Origin of the sequence: Mesorhizobium sp. ISC15, from assembly GCF_037162615.1 — a bacterium.
GTDB classification, from domain to species: Bacteria; Pseudomonadota; Alphaproteobacteria; order Rhizobiales; family Rhizobiaceae; genus Mesorhizobium; species Mesorhizobium mediterraneum.
Window position 1 is genome coordinate 1,060,431 of record NZ_JAVSPX010000001.1, and the last position, 16,625, is coordinate 1,077,055.

18 protein-coding genes are annotated in these 16,625 nt (G+C 63.9%); 9 read left to right on the plus strand and 9 right to left on the minus strand.

All coding sequences use genetic code 11. The annotated features are described in order from the left end of the window. Positions 1-58: 58 nt before the first annotated feature. Positions 59-610 carry an AprI/Inh family metalloprotease inhibitor gene (locus tag RPG13_RS05300; RefSeq protein WP_095484886.1) on the minus strand — a complete coding sequence of 184 codons (552 nt, stop codon included), beginning with the start codon at positions 608-610 and terminating at the stop codon, positions 59-61. A gap of 295 nt (positions 611-905) precedes the next feature. On the opposite strand from RPG13_RS05300, the gene RPG13_RS05305 reads away from it, so the two are divergent. The 7 genes from RPG13_RS05305 to RPG13_RS05335 all read left to right on the plus strand — a co-directional run bounded on the left by RPG13_RS05305 (position 906) and on the right by RPG13_RS05335 (position 7,591). Then, a complete protein-coding gene (locus RPG13_RS05305; protein ID WP_095484885.1) occupies positions 906-1,916 on the plus strand; it encodes an MBL fold metallo-hydrolase in 1,011 nt (336 codons plus the stop codon). A 120-nt stretch (positions 1,917-2,036) separates the two neighbouring features. Further along, positions 2,037-2,198, plus strand: coding sequence for a DUF1328 family protein (locus RPG13_RS05310; protein WP_095484884.1), 162 nt, complete (start codon positions 2,037-2,039; stop codon positions 2,196-2,198). Positions 2,199-2,320: 122 nt separating this feature from the next. Further along, the gene (dapF, locus tag RPG13_RS05315) at positions 2,321-3,205 is read left to right on the plus strand and encodes a diaminopimelate epimerase (RefSeq protein ID WP_095484883.1); all 885 of its coding nucleotides are present in this window, start codon (positions 2,321-2,323) and stop codon (positions 3,203-3,205) included. Continuing rightward, positions 3,205-4,506: a tRNA (N(6)-L-threonylcarbamoyladenosine(37)-C(2))-methylthiotransferase MtaB gene (gene mtaB / locus RPG13_RS05320; protein WP_126104338.1), complete on the plus strand. Its 1,302-nt coding sequence runs from the start codon at positions 3,205-3,207 to the stop codon at positions 4,504-4,506. The genes dapF and mtaB overlap by 1 nt, the downstream gene beginning before the upstream one ends. A gap of 11 nt (positions 4,507-4,517) precedes the next feature. Then, positions 4,518-6,218 carry a signal recognition particle-docking protein FtsY gene (gene ftsY / locus RPG13_RS05325; RefSeq protein WP_126104337.1) on the plus strand — a complete coding sequence of 567 codons (1,701 nt, stop codon included), beginning with the start codon at positions 4,518-4,520 and terminating at the stop codon, positions 6,216-6,218. 61 nt (positions 6,219-6,279) lie between these two features. Continuing rightward, complete coding sequence (locus RPG13_RS05330) at positions 6,280-6,954, plus strand: septation protein A (RefSeq protein WP_095484881.1); 675 nt, start codon at positions 6,280-6,282, stop codon at positions 6,952-6,954. A 16-nt stretch (positions 6,955-6,970) separates the two neighbouring features. Beyond that, positions 6,971-7,591: a pyridoxamine 5'-phosphate oxidase family protein gene (locus RPG13_RS05335; protein WP_095484880.1), complete on the plus strand. Its 621-nt coding sequence runs from the start codon at positions 6,971-6,973 to the stop codon at positions 7,589-7,591. A 95-nt stretch (positions 7,592-7,686) separates the two neighbouring features. On the opposite strand, the gene RPG13_RS05340 is transcribed toward RPG13_RS05335, so the two are convergent. Together RPG13_RS05340 and RPG13_RS05345 are read right to left on the minus strand one after the other, a co-directional pair. Further along, positions 7,687-7,896 (minus strand): tautomerase family protein, encoded by a 210-nt coding sequence (locus tag RPG13_RS05340; RefSeq protein WP_128244159.1) that lies wholly within the window; start codon positions 7,894-7,896, stop codon positions 7,687-7,689. 34 nt (positions 7,897-7,930) lie between these two features. After that, positions 7,931-8,851, minus strand: coding sequence for an SMP-30/gluconolactonase/LRE family protein (locus RPG13_RS05345; RefSeq protein ID WP_126107303.1), 921 nt, complete (start codon positions 8,849-8,851; stop codon positions 7,931-7,933). Positions 8,852-9,141: 290 nt separating this feature from the next. On the opposite strand from RPG13_RS05345, the gene RPG13_RS05350 reads away from it, so the two are divergent. Next, positions 9,142-9,309 (plus strand): hypothetical protein, encoded by a 168-nt coding sequence (locus tag RPG13_RS05350; RefSeq protein WP_095485113.1) that lies wholly within the window; start codon positions 9,142-9,144, stop codon positions 9,307-9,309. Between the two features lie 94 nt (positions 9,310-9,403). Here RPG13_RS05350 and RPG13_RS05355 read toward each other — a convergent pair whose 3' ends face one another. The 5 genes from RPG13_RS05355 to ccmA form a co-directional block, all read right to left on the minus strand. Next, the gene (locus RPG13_RS05355) at positions 9,404-10,447 is read right to left on the minus strand and encodes a DUF2332 domain-containing protein (protein WP_337124534.1); all 1,044 of its coding nucleotides are present in this window, start codon (positions 10,445-10,447) and stop codon (positions 9,404-9,406) included. A gap of 14 nt (positions 10,448-10,461) precedes the next feature. Then, positions 10,462-11,040: a DsbE family thiol:disulfide interchange protein gene (locus RPG13_RS05360; RefSeq protein WP_292501652.1), complete on the minus strand. Its 579-nt coding sequence runs from the start codon at positions 11,038-11,040 to the stop codon at positions 10,462-10,464. Further along, on the minus strand, positions 11,037-11,204 hold the full coding sequence (ccmD, locus tag RPG13_RS05365) for a heme exporter protein CcmD (protein ID WP_127295086.1): 168 nt from the start codon (positions 11,202-11,204) through the stop codon (positions 11,037-11,039). Before ccmD ends, RPG13_RS05360 begins: the two co-directional genes overlap by 4 nt. Positions 11,205-11,341: 137 nt before the next feature. Then, positions 11,342-12,007 carry a heme exporter protein CcmB gene (gene ccmB, locus RPG13_RS05370; RefSeq protein WP_337124535.1) on the minus strand — a complete coding sequence of 222 codons (666 nt, stop codon included), beginning with the start codon at positions 12,005-12,007 and terminating at the stop codon, positions 11,342-11,344. A 229-nt stretch (positions 12,008-12,236) separates the two neighbouring features. Then, on the minus strand, positions 12,237-12,845 hold the full coding sequence (gene ccmA / locus RPG13_RS05375) for a heme ABC exporter ATP-binding protein CcmA (protein ID WP_095484874.1): 609 nt from the start codon (positions 12,843-12,845) through the stop codon (positions 12,237-12,239). Between the two features lie 284 nt (positions 12,846-13,129). Here ccmA and acnA point away from each other — a divergent pair, with 284 nt between their 5' ends. Next, a complete protein-coding gene (acnA, locus tag RPG13_RS05380; RefSeq protein ID WP_337124536.1) occupies positions 13,130-15,820 on the plus strand; it encodes an aconitate hydratase AcnA in 2,691 nt (896 codons plus the stop codon). A 79-nt stretch (positions 15,821-15,899) separates the two neighbouring features. On the opposite strand, the gene RPG13_RS05385 is transcribed toward acnA, so the two are convergent. Continuing rightward, a complete protein-coding gene (locus tag RPG13_RS05385) occupies positions 15,900-16,571 on the minus strand; it encodes a ceramidase domain-containing protein (RefSeq protein WP_337124537.1) in 672 nt (223 codons plus the stop codon). Positions 16,572-16,625: the final 54 nt, after the last annotated feature.

Sequence of the window (16,625 nt, forward strand, 5' to 3'; positions counted from 1 at the left end):
CAGGAAAAGTGTGTAGCGGTTTTCCCTAGGAATTGCGTAAAAACAAATAGGAGGCGGGTCAGCCTCTTGTAAGCGAAATCGGCAGGCCGTTGGAAGTCTGGCCGTCGAATTTCTCTCCGCCCGAGGAATAGAGCCGTGCCAGCGTGCCGCCATTCTCATCATACAGCGTCAGCTGCTTGCCGGCGACGTTCCATGATTTGATGCCGTCGATCGGCGCCGGGCAATGCAGCGGTCCGGCCCGATAGCCGGCGCCGAATTTCGTCTGCGGCGTTGCCACCTGGCAGCTCTGGCCGGACACGCTGGCCTTCCACACGCCGGCGACGCTGCCTGCGGTAAGATCCGGGGCTCCGGCCGGTGCCGTTCCGTCCGGCGGCAACGAGGCGACCTGGGGGTTTAGCGTGCCTTGCGGCGCCGTCGGAAATTTCGACGGGTCGGCCGTGCCGGGCGACGCCGGCGGCGGCAGCTGATTTCCGGTTACCTTGCCGGAGGGCGCGGCTTGCAGCGGCGCTGGCTGCTCCTGGTCCATCGATGAGAACCGTGACGTTGAACAGCCGCTCGCAACGAGCGCGGCAAGCGATACGGCCAGCAGACCGGTTTTCGAAAAATCCATTTCAAACCTCCGTCGATCCGGCTGGGGCTGCCGTCCGCACAATGTCTTCCCCCACCAAGATGGAGAAGGTGGCAGAATTTCAACCCGATATGGTTAAAATACCATTTGCGGCAGCATCTGTTGCAACTTTACCACAAAATACGTGCCGCCTAAAAGCCTGCCCTGTGGGTCTGACCCGACCGTGCACAGCGGTTTTGCCTGGAGAGGCGTGCCCTTGGCATTCGGCCCCAGATGCTTGCGCTAGCCGGCTTCGGTCCTATCTCTGGTGAAACGGAACTCTGCCGGAGGCGAAACCTTGGCTGCAAGAAAAAGAGCCGCCAATCGCTACTACAGCGGCCCGCCCAGCGATCATTTCGACGGCACCTTGTTCTTCAATCCCAACGGCAAGCTGCCTGCGCGTTTTTCCGATCTTTTGAAGTGGCAGCTGGGCGGCGAGCGCTCGAAATGGCCAGCGGCGAATCCGAGCCCGTTTCATCAGGCCACGCCGGCCGAGCGGATCGAAGGCCCCGGGCTGAGGCTGACCATGGTCGGCCATTCCACGCTGCTTATCCAGACAGCCGGCCTGAATATCCTCACCGACCCGGTCTGGTCGCGGCGCGTCTCGCCGCTCTCCTTTGCCGGGCCGAAACGGGTCAACCTGCCGGGCATCGCGTTTTCCAGCCTGCCGCCGATCGACCTCGTATTGGTCAGCCACAATCACTACGACCATCTCGACCTCGCCACGCTGAAGCGGCTGAAGACAAAGCATGACCCGCTGGTGCTGACGCCACTCGGCAACGACGTCATTATCGAAGATGGCGTTCCCGGCATGCGGCTCTCCGTGCATGACTGGGGCGAGCGGGTCGACATCGGCAAGGACGTGGCCGTCCATGTCGAGCCGGTGCACCACTGGTCGGCGCGTGGCACCCGCGACCGGCGCATGGCGCTGTGGGCGGGTTTTGTGGTCAAGACGCCGGGCGGAAAGATCTATTTCGCCGGCGACACCGGTTTCCACGATGGCATCAACTATCGGCTGATGGCCGAAAGGCACGGCGGCTTCCGCCTCGCCATCCTGCCGATCGGCGCTTACGAGCCGCGCTGGTTCATGGCGCCACACCACCAGAACCCTGAGGAGGCGGTGCAAGGCATGCTTTTGTGCAACGCCGCCTATGCTGCCGGCTGCCATTGGGGCACGTTCCGGCTCACCAACGAGCCGATCGACGAGCCGGCAAGAAAGCTTGGTGAGGCCCTGGATGACCAGAGCGTCCCGCGCGAACGCTTTCGCGCCTTGCGTCCCGGCGAGGTCTGGGACGTGCCGACGGCCTAGGCAGGCGACCGGCTTCGCGGCGCAGGGAATTTCCAGGCAAATCCAAGGAATCGGAACCCAAGCCATCGCAGACGCGTTTGTAGGTAGTTTCCACAACCGTCGGCCGCGAGGTTTTTTCTCATGATCAAATGGATCATCATTCTTCTGATCATCGCGGCCGCGGCAAGCCTGCTCGGCATGCCGGCCTTGGCCGGAGCTGCCGCCACCGGTGCCCGTATCCTCATCGGCATCGTGCTGATCATCTTCCTGCTGGTCATGCTCGGCGTCTTCGCGGTGACGTAGCGCATCGGCCCGAAAATCGATTTTTGGAAAGCACGATGCGCGGATTCAAAATGTCCGCGCACTGGTAATTTCGGCCGGTATCCGCCATATAGGCGCCAAACCGGCATGAGACCTTTCGATCCATGGCAAGCACTGTCCCCTTCGCCAAGATGAACGGCATCGGCAACGAGATCATCGTTGCCGACATGCACGGTCGCGCCGATCGGGTGACGCCGGCTGCCGCCCTTGCGCTCAACGCCGATGCCGCGACGAAATTCGATCAGATCATGGCGATCCACGATGCCAGGACGCCGGGCACCGCCTTTTTCATCGACATATTGAATTCCGACGGAACCGGCGCGCAGGCCTGCGGCAACGGCATGCGCTGTGTGGTGCAAGCGCTTGCTGCCGAGACCGGCCAGAAGACATTCGCCTTCGAGACGGTCGCCGGCATCCTCAACGCCGAGGAACATGCCGACGGGCTGATCTCGGTCGACATGGGCAGACCGCGTTTCGGCTGGCAGGATATTCCGCTGGCCGAGGAATTCCGCGACACCCGCATGATCGAGCTGCAGATCGGCCCGATCGACGCGCCTGTGCTGCACTCGCCCTCGGTCGTGTCGATGGGCAATCCGCACGCCATTTTCTGGGTCGACCGCGACGTCTGGTCCTACGAGCTCGACCGCTTCGGTCCGCTGCTCGAAAACCACCCGATCTTCCCCGAACGCGCCAACATCACAATCGCGCAGGTGACCTCGCCCGAGACGATGGTCATCCGCACCTGGGAGCGCGGCGCCGGCCTGACCAAGGCCTGCGGCACGGCGGCTTGTGCCGCCGTCGTCGCTGCCGCCCGCACCAAGCGGACCGGACGCAGCGTCTCCTTGGTGACGCCCGGCGGCGGCTCCTTGCATGTCGAATGGCGCGGCGACGACCACGTCGTCCTCACCGGTGCCGCCGAATGGGAATTTTCCGGCAGCTTCGACCCGTCGACCGGCGTGTGGGCCCGCGACACCGAAAGCGCCGCCTGATGCCCGCTCTTCCCAAGAAGGGCATTGACGTCGTTACCTTCGGCTGCCGGCTGAACACCTACGAATCCGAGGTGATGCGGCGCGAGGCGGAAAGCGCCGGCCTTGGCGCGCTGGCAGGCGGCGCCATCATCTTCAACACCTGCGCCGTCACCGGCGAGGCGGTGCGCCAGGCAAAGCAGTCGATCCGCAAGGCCCGCCGCGAGAACCCGGCCGCCCGCATCATCGTCACCGGCTGCGCCGCGCAGACCGAGCCGCAGAATTTCGTCGCCATGGACGAGGTCGATCTCGTCCTCGGCAATGAGGAGAAGCTGAAGGCGAATTCCTATCGCGCGCTGCCGGATTTCGGCGTCAACGATACCGAGAAGGCTCGCGTCAACGATATCTTTTCGGTACGCGAGACGGCCGCCCACATGGTCGACGCCATCGAAGGCCGGGCGCGAGCCTTCGTCCAGGTGCAGAACGGCTGCGACCACCGCTGCACCTTCTGCATCATCCCCTATGGCCGCGGCAATTCGCGCTCGGTGCCGATGGGCGCCGTAGTCGAGCAGGTCAAGCGGCTGAGCGGCAATGGCTATGCCGAGATCGTGCTGACCGGCGTCGACATGACCAGCTTCGGCGCCGACCTGCCGGGCAGCCCGAAACTCGGCAAATTGGTCAAGACAATCCTCAAGCAGGTGCCTGACGTGAAACGCCTGCGCCTCTCCTCGATCGATTCGATCGAGGCCGACGACGATCTGCTCGACGCGATCGCCACCGAGCCCCGACTGATGCCACATCTGCATCTGTCGCTGCAGGCGGGCGACGACATGATCCTGAAACGGATGAAGCGCCGACACAACCGGGATCAGTCGATCCGTTTTTGCGAGGATTTGCGCAAATTGCGCCCCGGCATCGTCTTCGGCGCCGACATCATCGCCGGCTTCCCGACCGAGACGGACGCCATGTTCGAAAAATCGCTGGAGATCGTCGAGGAATGCGGGCTGACGCATCTCCACGTTTTTCCATTTTCACCGCGCGAAGGCACCCCCGCGGCGCGCATGCCGCAGCTTCGCCGCGAGGTGGTCAAGCAGCGTGCTGCACGGCTGCGCGCCGCCGGTGGCGCCGCCTATGTCAGTCACCTCGCCGCACTCGCCGGAACGCGCCAGTCGATCCTGGTCGAGCGCGACGGGCTCGGCCGCACCGAAGGGTTTACGCTCGCCGCGGTCTCCGCCGGCGCGCCGGGCGAAATCGTTGAGGCTGATATCGCCGGCCATGATGGTATCAGACTGATTGCGGCGCCGCTTGCCGCCAGCGTCGCCTGAGACGCAAAGACATGGCTGGTTTTTTCAAGAAGATATTTTCGTTCGGCAAGAAGGAAGTGGTCGAGGAGCGGATCGACGAGTCGGCACCTCTGCCGCCGATCAAATGGGATGCGCTGGAGGCGCTGAAACCGGCTTCTGAGCAGGCCGTTCCGGAATTTTTGAAACGGGAAGAGCGTCAGCCCGAAACAGAAGCTGCGCCTCCGCCGCCAGTCGAGGCGGAAGCACCGCTCGCGCCGCAGCCGGCGCCTGTTGAAGAGGCCGCGCCCGCTCCTGCACCAACCATTCCGCCCGGGCCAGACATCCAGCCGGAACCCGCTCCGATCGAGGAGCCGGAGGCGCCTGCCGAGGAGCCGGCGCCAGAGCCTGAAATCCAGCCGGTTCCGGTCGAGGAGCTGGAACCGGAGCCGGAAGCGCCTGCTGAACAGGCAGCGCCCGAGGAAATCCCGGCCGTTCCCGTCATCCCTGAGCCGGCTCCTGCACCAGAGCCTCAGCCACCAGAAGTCGCCCCATCCCAGCCGGAAAAACGGCCTGAGCCGGCGCCCGTCGACATGCCGGCGCCGCCCGCCGAGATCCCCTCAACGGCGCCCAAGCCTGAGGCGCCGCCGGCCGAAATCCCGCCCCCCATTCGCCAGCCGGCGCCGGTCGAGGCAAAGCCAATCCTTGCTGAGATCGCACCGGAGCCGGAGGCCGTTCCGCAACCACCGCCGGAGCCAAAGCCAGCCCCCGGCAAGGTGACCGTAACCAAGAAGGTCGAGCAGAAAGCCCAGCCACAGAAGGCGCCGGAACCGGCACCGAAACGCTCGTGGTTCCAGCGTATGAAGGAGGGGCTTGCCCGCTCTTCCCGGGAACTGTCCGGCAACATCGCCGGCGTCTTCACCAAGCGCAAGCTGGACGAGGACACGCTGCAGGATCTCGAGGACGTGCTGATCCGCGCCGATCTCGGCATGGAGACGGCATTGCGCATCACCGATTCGCTGGCCGCCAGCCGCTACGGCAAGGACGTCTCCGAGACGGAAGTCCGCGCCATCATGGCGACGGAGGTGGAGAAGGTGCTGACCCACGTCGCCATGCCGCTGGAGCTTGATCTCAGTCACAAGCCGCATGTCATCCTTGTCGTCGGCGTCAACGGCACCGGCAAGACCACAACCATCGGCAAGCTGGCGGCAAAGCTGACCGATGGCGGCCTGTCGGTGATGCTCGCAGCCGGCGACACGTTCCGCGCCGCCGCGATTGAGCAGTTGAAGATCTGGGGCGAGCGCACCAAATCGCCGGTCATCGCCTCGAAGCTTGGCGCCGACGCCGCCGGCCTCGCTTACGACGCCTTCGAACAGGCCAAGCAAGCCGGCTCCGACGTGCTGATCATCGACACCGCCGGGCGGTTGCAGAACAAGACCGAGCTGATGGCGGAACTGGAAAAGATAGTTCGGGTGCTGGGCAAGCTCGATCCGGAGGCGCCGCACACCGTGCTGCAGACGGTCGACGCCACCACCGGCCAGAACGCGCTCAACCAGGTCGAGATCTTCCGCAATGTCGCCGGCGTCAATGGCCTGGTGATGACCAAGCTGGACGGCACGGCACGCGGCGGTATTCTGGTGGCGATCGCGGCAAAGCACAAATTGCCGGTTTATTTCATCGGCGTCGGCGAACAAGTCGACGACCTCGAACCTTTCTCCGCAAGCGAGTTCGCCAGGGCGATCGCTGGAGTGGCCTAACAAGCATGATCCCAAAAAGTTGCAGACTTTTTGGACAGGATCGTGCGTAAGAAGGAAGCCTATGAACCCGCCCATCCTCGAACGCGACCCGTCCGACCCACAGAAACAGAAGAAGGAAGGCGTCAATCCGCTGCTCAAGCTGGTGCTGGAGCTCGGCCCGCTGATGGTGTTCTTCTTTGCCAACGCGCGTGGCGCGTGGCTGACGCAGAAATTTCCGGCGCTGGCCGAATTCGGCGGGCCGATCTTCGTCGCCACCGGCCTGTTCATGGCGGCCACCGCGATCGCGCTGATCGCCTCCTGGCTGCTCACCCGCACCTTGCCGATCATGCCGATGGTGTCGGGCGTCGTGGTGTTCGTCTTCGGCGCGCTGACGCTCTATCTGCAGGACGACATCTTCATCAAGATGAAGCCGACCATCGTCAACATGCTGTTCGGCGGCGTCCTGCTCGGCGGCCTGTTCTTCGGCAAATCGCTGCTCGGCTACGTCTTCGATTCGGCCTTCAGCCTCGATGCCGAAGGCTGGAAGAAACTCACCTTCCGCTGGGGCCTGTTTTTCCTGTTCCTGGCCCTTGTCAACGAAGTGGTCTGGCGGAATTTTTCCACCGACGCATGGGTTACCTTCAAGGTTTGGGGAATCATGCCGATCACGCTTCTTTTCACCTTCAGCCAGATGCCGCTGATCATGCGCCATTCGCTTGAAGGCAAGCCCGGAAAAGAAGAGAAGGCCGGCAAGTAACAGTTGGGGAGAGGGCATGGAATTCGTCACCACGCGCGAAGAGCTGAGAACGATCTACAAGACGCCTCGGCCGACCGACGGCTCTATCCGCAAGGAATTGAAGGCGCTGGATGGTCACAGCCGTTCTTTCATCGGCAAAAGCCCCTTCGTGCTGATCGGCTCCTCCGACGGCGCCGGCAATGCCGATGTGACGCCGAAGGGCGACAAGCCCGGCTTTGCCGTCGTGCTCGACGAGAGGACCATCGCCATCCCCGACCGGCCCGGCAACAACCGGCTCGACACGCTTGAGAACATTCTTATCAACCCCTCGGTCGGGCTGCTCTTTCTCATTCCAGGCATGAACGAGACGCTGCGCGTCAACGGCGATGCTCGCATCACCGTCGATGCGGGCTTGCGCGAGCGGCTCGCGGTCGACGGCAAGGAACCGCAAAGCGTCGTCCTGGTGACGGTCAAGGCCGCCTACATGCACTGCGCCAAGGCTTTCATGCGCTCCGATTTGTGGAAGCCCGAAAGCTGGTACGACCGCGCGACGCTGCCGACGCTCGGCCAGATCCTGCGCGACCAGTTGGCGCTCGCCGATTCGGCCGAGGCGACCGACCGCTGGCTGGATGACGAATACAAACACACCATGTGGTAGACTGTTTCGGACATGATCCGTCCGAAACACCTCTCGGCCCTCGACGCCTGCTGACCGGCCGCGCTGCAACCATCAAAGGTCGCGGCGAAATTCCTTCAGCGTTTGCTGCGCATCGTCTCGACATCGGTCTCGCCAACGAACCAGTCCCGCGCAGCGACCTCCTCGAAAACCACCCAGACGTCGTTGCTGGTCAGGCCGGTGGCGCCGGTGATGGCCGCGGTCACCTGGGCGGCGATCGCGGCCTTCTTGCCGGCCGGGTCATCGGCAATCACCTCCTTGACCAGGCGGATGTTCACGAATGGCATGGCGCCCTCCCCTGGGATATTGCTTGGCGGCCGCTCAAAATGTCTTTGCGCCGTTGACCATCAGCCGGACCATGTAGAGTGAGGTCGTGCCGGCGATGTAGAGGCAGTTCAGCTTGTTGCCGCCGAACACGCAATTGGCGACGACTTCCGGCACCTTGATCCTGCCGATCAGCGTCCCGTCCGGATCGTAGCAATGGATGCCGTCGGCGGCACTGGTCCAGATCCTATCTTGATCGTCGAGCCTGAAGCCATCGAACAGGCCGGCCGCGCAGTCGGCGAAGACTTTTTCGCCGGACACCTTCTTGCCACCCTTGTCGACATTGAACACCCGCATATGCGCCGGATTCTGCGCGCCGTGCGTGCGGCCGGTATCGACGACATAGAGCTTGCTTTCGTCGAGCGAGAAGGCAAGCCCGTTGGGCCTGACCATATCGGTGATGACAGCGTCGATCTCACCGGTGCCGGGATCGGCCCGGTAGACATGGCAGGCGCCGATCTCGCTCTCGGCCTTGTCGCCCTCATAGTCCGTGTCGATGCCGTAGGTTGGGTCGGTGAACCAGATCGACCCGTCGGACTTGACCACTGCATCGTTGGGCGAGTTCAGCCGCTTGCCGCGCCATTTGTCGGCGATGGTGGTGATTGAGCCGTCATGCTCGGTGCGGCTGACCCGCCGGCCCGAATGCTCGCAAGTGACCAGCCGACCCTGCCGGTCAACGGTGTTGCCATTGGAATTACCCGACGGCTGCCGGAACACGCTGACGCTGCCGTCGGTCTCGTCGTAACGCAGCATGCGGTTGTTGGGGATGTCGGACCACACCACATAACGGCCGGCCGCGAACCAGGCCGGCCCTTCCGCCCAACGGCATCCGGTGAACAGCTTTTCCACCTGCGCATTGCTGTTGAACAGCCGCGCAAAACGTGGATCGAGAATCTCGTAGTCTTCGGCGGCCATGATTTTCCTCCCAGTCATGCAAATCGGTGATGCCGGCGCGATCAAGCCAGCCGGCGATCAATATGGCAAGATCGCTGATATCAGTCTCACCGCATCTTGAGGCATCGAGGCAAGCTGCGGCAGTGCCGCCTGCCCAAATGACGGGGTTCATGCGCCGTTAACCGGCTATGCGTCCGGCGCAATGGTGCATTGCAACATCTTCTTTTTGCAACGCACCATAACTATGTCATGCTCCATACAGATCAAGGGAGGAACAACCTGCCGCAACAATGCGGCGCAAAAGGAACCTCGCTATGATTCTCGACAGCCTCATGAGCCGCGCTCGCGCCACCATCGCCAAGCGCCGGCAATACAACCGCCTCGTCGCCGAAATCGACTCCTTTTCCAGCCGCGATCTGGCCGACATGCGCGCCGACCGCAGCGAAATGCTCTATCAGGTCCACAAGCAGATCTACGGCTGAGGCGAACGCATGATCCCGAACCGAAGGTCAGCGCAGCAAAAAGTTGCAGACTTTTCGGACGAGATCATGCGCAACCAGAACTGTTTGATCGGGCTTAGCCGATCCATTCGATCCAGCGGCCGTGATAATCGCAATGGGCCAAGCGGCGTGTCTCGCCGCCGGGCCATAGAGTGAGGCTGAGTACCGCCCAATTGTTTGTGGGATCGCGCGGCTCCATCCTCAGCCTTGCGATAGGCGCAGCGGCCGTGGCCTGTCTGCCCGCCTGCTCCAGCGCAGCGGTGATGGCATCCTTGGTCGCCCGCGGCAGGTACTGCCACATGATCGAATGGTAGAGCACGAAGGCGCCGCCCCGCTGCCGTGCGGCCAGTGCCTTCTCGACAAAATCCGCCGCGTCCGCTTTGACAAGCAGCGGTGGAAATTTTTCGGCAAGTGACAGCGCGGCGTCGAGCCGGGCCAGCCGCGCTGCCTGATCGGCCCAGACAAAAGACCGAAGCCGTAACCGCGCCGCTGCGTCGGCGACGTCCACCGGCGCGACGTCGCAGCCAGCGCGGTAGCGGACGTCGATCGCCCCACCAAGCGGAACAGCGCGGCCGCGCGCCTCCGGCGCCAACCGGGCGGGGGAGGCCGGGTCGCCCCACTCGGCATCGCGGTAGCTGTAGTGAAAGCTGTCGAACAGGAGATTGAGCCCGGCGCTGGCGCCGATCTCGCACAGGTCCAGCGGCAGGCCGGTTTCCCGCGCGATCGTCAGGAATCCAGGCAGCAGCATCGCCGACCGGGCGACTTCATTGGTCTGCGGCGCGCCGGCGAGGCCAGCGACGATCCGCTCGTCGGATCGCGCAATTGCCTCCGGCAGCACCGCGGCGATCTCGGATTCGCTTTTCTGGTTGGGCGGGTAGATCAGTGCCAGTCGCTCATCGGCACCCGTCAGGACCAACGCATGCAGCGCGCCGCAGAGCCGCAATGAGAGGGCGTCGGCGCGCGCGTCGCCCGGCCAGCCGAGTACCGCCTGCCCGGTCCTAGTGTTTGCGTCGAGAACTTCGGCCAGCGCACGGCATAAATTCGCGGTGAACGGCGAGCCAAGCCTGTCGCAGGCTTTCGCCTGGGCCAGAAAATGATCGCGCATGTCTCGTTCGTTCATCGCGTTTCGGCGTGTCAGCCCGGCGCGGCCAGCGCCTTTTCGATCTCCGGCAAAAGCAGCGTCTGCGCCGAGCCCGGCGTCAGCGGGCCGACATGCTTGTAGGCGATCTTGCCGTCCTTGCCGATGACGAAGGTTTCCGGCACGCCGTAGACGCCCCAGTCGATCGCCGCGCGCCCCGCCGCGTCGACGCCGATCGCCTGGAACGGGTTGCCGAGATCGCCGAGGAACCGGCGGGCGTTTTCCGGCTGGTCCTTGTAGTTGAGCGCGGCGATGACGAAGCGCTTGTCCTGCGACAGCGCCAGCAGCACCGGATGTTCGTCGCGGCATGGCCCGCACCAGGACGCGAAGACGTTGACCAGCGTGACCTTGCCGGCGAACTGCTTGGAATCGAGCCCCGGCAAATTCATGCCCTCCAGCGCCGGCAGATTGGTCTGCGGCGCCGGCAGGCCGATCAGCGCCGATGGCACCTCCGAGGTGTCGCGACCGGACAGCAGCTGCGTCAGGAACAGTCCCGCCAACCCGAGGAAAATCAGCAGCGGCAAAAGCACGATCAGGCGCCGCCCGCGCGCCGGTGTTTTGGCCTCCATGCTCATGATTTCCCCGCCTTGTCGGAGCGCCGCCGCACGCCGGACGCTTCCAGCTCGGCGAGATCCCGCTTGCGTGCCCGTTGGTCGAGAAGGATCCAGCCGACCAGCCCGGCCAGAACCACGGCCGTGATGGCATAGGCGGCGGTCACATAGAGCGCATGCGCGCTCATATGGTTCGCTCCGCTGGCGCAAAGCCTTTCCGCCGGACCATTTCGCTTCGTTCGAACATGTCTTTCCTTAACCTTGCGCTATCGGCTTCGCAATCGACAGCAGCGCCGCAGCCCTTGAGGTCAGGCGGCCGTCTAATTTAGTCCGCCCCATGACGCAGCGCCAGCGCCGCGGCAACCGGCCCCAGCACGGCAAGAAACAAGGTCAGCGCGGCGAGAATGAGGAAAGGCTGCAGGAACGGATCGGGGTCCGCCACCGCGCCATAGCTTGCCGAGACGCCAAAGATCAGCACGGGAATGGTTAGCGGCAGCACCAGCACCGAGATCAGCAGCCCGCCGCGGGGCAGCGCCACCGCCACCGCCGCGCCGGCAGCGCCGATGAAGGTGATCGCCGGCGTGCCGACCAAAAGGGTCAGCGCCGTGGCGCCGATGCCTACCGGCTCCATATTCATGAACAGGCCGAGCAAAGGTGCCGCGATGACCAGCGGCAGCACGCTTCCCGCCCAATGCGCCAGGCATTTCGTCAGCACGGTCAGCGCCAGCACGTGCCGGTCGTCGCCGAGCACCAGAAGATCGAGCGAGCCGTCTTCCCGGTCGGCCTGGAACAATCGGTCGAGACCGAGCAGGCAAGCGAGCAAGGCGCCGATCCACAGGATTGCCGGGCCGATGCGGGCGAGCAGATTGAGGTCCGGTCCGACGCCGAAGGGGATCGTGGCGATCACCGCGAGAAAGAAGATCACGCCGGTCAGCGCCCCGCCCCCGGCGCGGATACTGAGGCGGATGTCGCGAAGGAAGAGGGACCACATTACGATGCAGCCCCGATGTATTCGTAATGGCCAGGCAAAGGCCGGAGTTCCTTCACGCCCCCCTCTGTCCTGCCGGACACCTCCCCCACTTGGGGGGAGATTGGCTGTCGGCTCCGCTTTCGCCAATTTTCAACATTGCAAATTGGGCGGCGACGCCGAAGCCGCCGATCTCCCCCCAAGTGGGGGAGATGTCCGGCAGGACAGAGGGGGGCGCCGTGGAGCTCCGACATCAAACGGCCTCCCCCATCCTCAACTCCTTCGCTCCCTCAATTCCCAGCGGCAGATGCGTGGCCGCCACAACGATCCCTCCGCCTTCCAGATGCTTCCGCATCAGCACGGCGAATCGCTCTTCCGATGCCTTGTCCAATCCTGCCGTCGGCTCGTCGAGCAGCCACAGTGGCCGCCGGCTGACCAGCAGTTTTGCGATCGCCGCGCGCCGCCTCTGCCCAGTCGAGAGATAGCCGAACGGCAGATGGCCGATATCACCAAGTCCGACCGTTTCCAGCGCCTCTTCGGCACGCAAGAAATCCGCGCCCGAAAAATCGCGCCAGAAGCGCAGATTTTCCGTCACGGTCAACGCCGTCTTCATCGCGTTCTGGTGGCCGAGATAGTGGCAGGCCGAGGCAACCGACGGAAAATCCTCGCCGCCGCCTTCGATATGCACACGACCGGCCGCCACCGGAAGCAGCCCGGCGACGACCCTGAGCAGCGTCGATTTCCCCGCGCCGTTCGGCCCGGTGACGATAAGCGCCTGGCCTTTCTCAAGGGCAAAGTTGATGCCGGAAAAGACCGCCTCACCGCCGCGTTCGCCGCCCAGATTTTCGGCGATCAGCCGCATTCGTTCCCCTTCGCCGGAAGTCCTAGCGCGGCTTCGGTGCGCCGCAACAAAAATGGCGATTCCGTGTCTAGAACTATTCCAGGAAATTCTCTATATGCGGGTCATCCGTGCCAGCGGTCGGCACGGGAACAGAATTAGCGCCGAACCAGCGCACGCGCCGCCTTGAACGGCTCGGGTTGGCTGGGAACGGACAGCGGAAATGGCCGTACCCGCACCTTTGCGCGTGATTGCATGCCATCGGCGTCCGTTCCCTTTCAGGCTGAACAGACAAGGACGGACCGCACGTGTCAAAATCCCTCGATAGTTTCAATTGCCGCCGCACGCTGACTGCTGGTGGCGCCGAATATGTCTATTACAACCTCATCGAGGCCGAGAAGAACGGCCTCACCGGCATTGCCCAGTTGCCCTATTCGATGAAGGTGCTGCTGGAGAACCTGCTGCGCAACGAGGACGGCCGTTCCGTCACCAAGGAGAGCATCCAGGCGGTCGCCGGCTGGCTGACCGACCGGGGCACCGCCGGCGTCGAGATTGCCTATCGCCCGGCTCGCGTGCTGATGCAGGATTTCACCGGCGTTCCGGCCGTTGTCGACCTGGCTGCGATGCGCGACGCCATGGCCTCGCTTGGCGGCGACCCGCAAAAGATCAATCCGCTGGTGCCGGTCGATCTGGTCATCGACCACTCGGTCATCGTCGATGAATTCGGCACGCCGCTGGCTTTCGCCCGCAATGTCGAGCTTGAGTACGAGCGCAACGAAGAGCGCTACAAATTCCTGAAATGGGGCCAGCAGGCCTTCCGCAATTTCCGCGTCGTGCCGCCCGGCACCGGCATCTGCCACCAGGTCAATCTCGAATATCTTGGCCAGGTCGTGTGGACCAACACTGAAGATGGCGAAACCACCGCCTACCCCGATACCTGCGTCGGCACCGATTCCCACACCACCATGATCAACGGTCTTGGCGTGCTCGGCTGGGGCGTCGGCGGCATCGAGGCCGAGGCCGCCATGCTCGGCCAGCCCGTCTCCATGCTGTTGCCCGAAGTCATCGGCTTCCGCCTCACCGGCAGGCTCAGGGAAGGCGTCACCGCCACCGACCTCGTGCTCACCGTCACCCAGATGCTGCGCAAGAAGGGCGTCGTCGGCAAATTCGTCGAATTCTTCGGTCCGGGTCTGTCCAACATGACGCTGGCCGACCGCGCTACCATCGGCAACATGGCGCCCGAATATGGCGCCACCTGCGGCTTCTTCCCGGTCGATGGCGAAACCATCCGCTACCTCACCATGTCCGGCCGCGAGGAAAACCGTATCGCGCTGGTCGAGGCGTACGCGAAGGCGCAAGGCATGTGGCGCGATACCGGCTCGGCCGACCCGGTCTTCACCGACCTGCTCGAGCTCGATCTCGGCGATGTGGTGCCGTCGATGGCCGGCCCCAAGCGTCCGGAAGGCCGCGTGGCGCTTGAAGGCATTCCGGACGGCTTTGCCAAGGCGATGGAGACCGAATACCGGAAGGCCGCCGAAATCGACAAGCGCTATGCCGTCGAAGGCACCAACTATGATCTCGGCCATGGCGATGTCGTCATCGCCGCCATCACCTCCTGCACCAACACCTCGAACCCGAGCGTGCTGATCGGCGCCGGGCTGCTGGCGCGCAACGCCAACCGGCTCGGGCTCAAGCAGAAGCCGTGGGTCAAGACATCGCTGGCGCCGGGCAGCCAGGTCGTCGCCGAATATCTGGAGAAATCCGGCCTGCAAAAGGAACTCGACCAGATCGGCTTCAATCTGGTCGGCTTCGGCTGCACCACCTGCATCGGCAATTCCGGCCCGCTGCCGACGCCGATCTCCAAGACCATCAACGATAAGGGCTTGATCGCCGCCGCGGTCTTGTCCGGCAATCGCAATTTCGAGGGCCGCGTCTCGCCCGACGTGCAGGCAAACTACCTTGCTTCGCCGCCGCTGGTCGTCGCCCACGCGCTGGCCGGGACCGTGACCAAGGACCTGACCACCGAGCCGCTCGGCGAGGACCGTGACGGCAACCCGGTCTACCTTAGGGATATCTGGCCGAGCTCGGTCGAGATCCAGGAGTTCATCGAAAAGAACGTGACGCGCGAACTGTTCGCCCGCAAATATGCCGACGTCTTCAAGGGCGACGAGTACTGGCAGAACGTCAAGGCGCCGGAAGGCCAGACCTACGCCTGGGACGACCATTCGACCTATGTGCAGAACCCGCCCTATTTCGACGGCATGACCGCGGGTTTCGGCACAATCGGCGACATCAAGGGCGCCCGCGTGCTCGGCCTGTTCGGCGACAAGATCACCACCGACCATATCTCCCCGGCCGGCTCGATCAAGGCGGCCTCTCCGGCCGGCAAATATCTCACCGACCACGGGGTCGGCGTCGCCGACTTCAACCAGTATGGCACGCGGCGCGGCAATCATGAGGTGATGATGCGCGGCACCTTCGCCAACATCCGCATCCGCAACCATATGCTGGGCGAGAACGGCCGCGAGGGCGGCTACACCATCCACTATCCGTCGAAGGAAGAGACATCGATCTACGACGCCGCCATGGAGTACAAGAAGGAAGGCGTGCCGCTGGTCATCTTCGCCGGTGTCGAATACGGCAATGGCTCGTCGCGCGACTGGGCGGCCAAGGGCACCAACCTCTTGGGCGTCCGCGCCGTCATCGCCCAGTCCTTCGAGCGCATCCACCGCTCGAACCTGGTCGGCATGGGCGTCATTCCCTTCGTCTTCGTGGAGGGTACCTCATGGGCGTCGCTCAACCTTAGGGGTGACGAGCTGGTCGAGATCGACGGACTGAGCGCCATCAAGCCGCGCCAGAAGATGATCGCGAAGATCACCTATGGCGACGGCACGGTGAAGGACGTTCCGATCATCTGCCGCATCGATACGCTGGACGAGCTCGACTACTTCAAGAACGGCGGCATCCTGCAATATGTGCTGCGCGATTTGGCAGCTTAGTAGGGCAGTAAGGGAGTAAGGGAGTAAGGGAGTAGGGAAGACAGCCCCTATTCCCCTACTGCCCTACTGCGCTACTCCCCTACTCCCCTGCCCTTGGCGCTCCGAAGCGCGCCGTCGCCGCCAGCAGCACGCCGAGCATCAGCCCGTTGAGGATGTGCCACAGGAAATGCGTGCCGAGCGGAAAGCTGCCGCAGACCAGCGGATCGATCATCCGGCAGATGACCGACACGACGAAGATCGCCGATCCCGCCAGATTGTACCAGCCGGCGCGGTTGCCGCTCGCCGCCACCCAGGCGCCGAAGAAGGCTAGCGCCAGGAAAGGCGGCAGATAGCCGGTCGTGCCGTTCGACGCCTGGCGTAGCCAGTCCGGCACGGCCCAGGTCAACAACCCGGTGACGGCGTAGAAGGCAACGAAGATGGCGATCGCCTTGCCCCATCTCATGCCGAGGAAACGGCGCAGGTTGAACAGCGTGTAGGCCAGCGTGAACCCGGCGATCGGCAGCACGTCAGCCCAGACCGTGCCGTGGTTGGCAAAGGTATGGAACAGCGCCGAGCCGATGCCGATCGCCACCACCCACCAGGCCAGCGCTTCGGCGAAGATACCTGTGCCGCGCCGGCGCACCTCCCGGACACCCCACAGCCCGGCGGCAAGAAAAGCTAGATTGGTGAGTGCGTTGGCCGGTTCGGCCCAGAGCTCCGGCCCGGTCCGCTCGCAGTAGAGATCGACCGGCGTCAGGAGGGTTTGCCACATGCTGATTGTTGCCCGAATCGGCTTCTACCGTGAAGTGTGACCCTTCCTATTGCG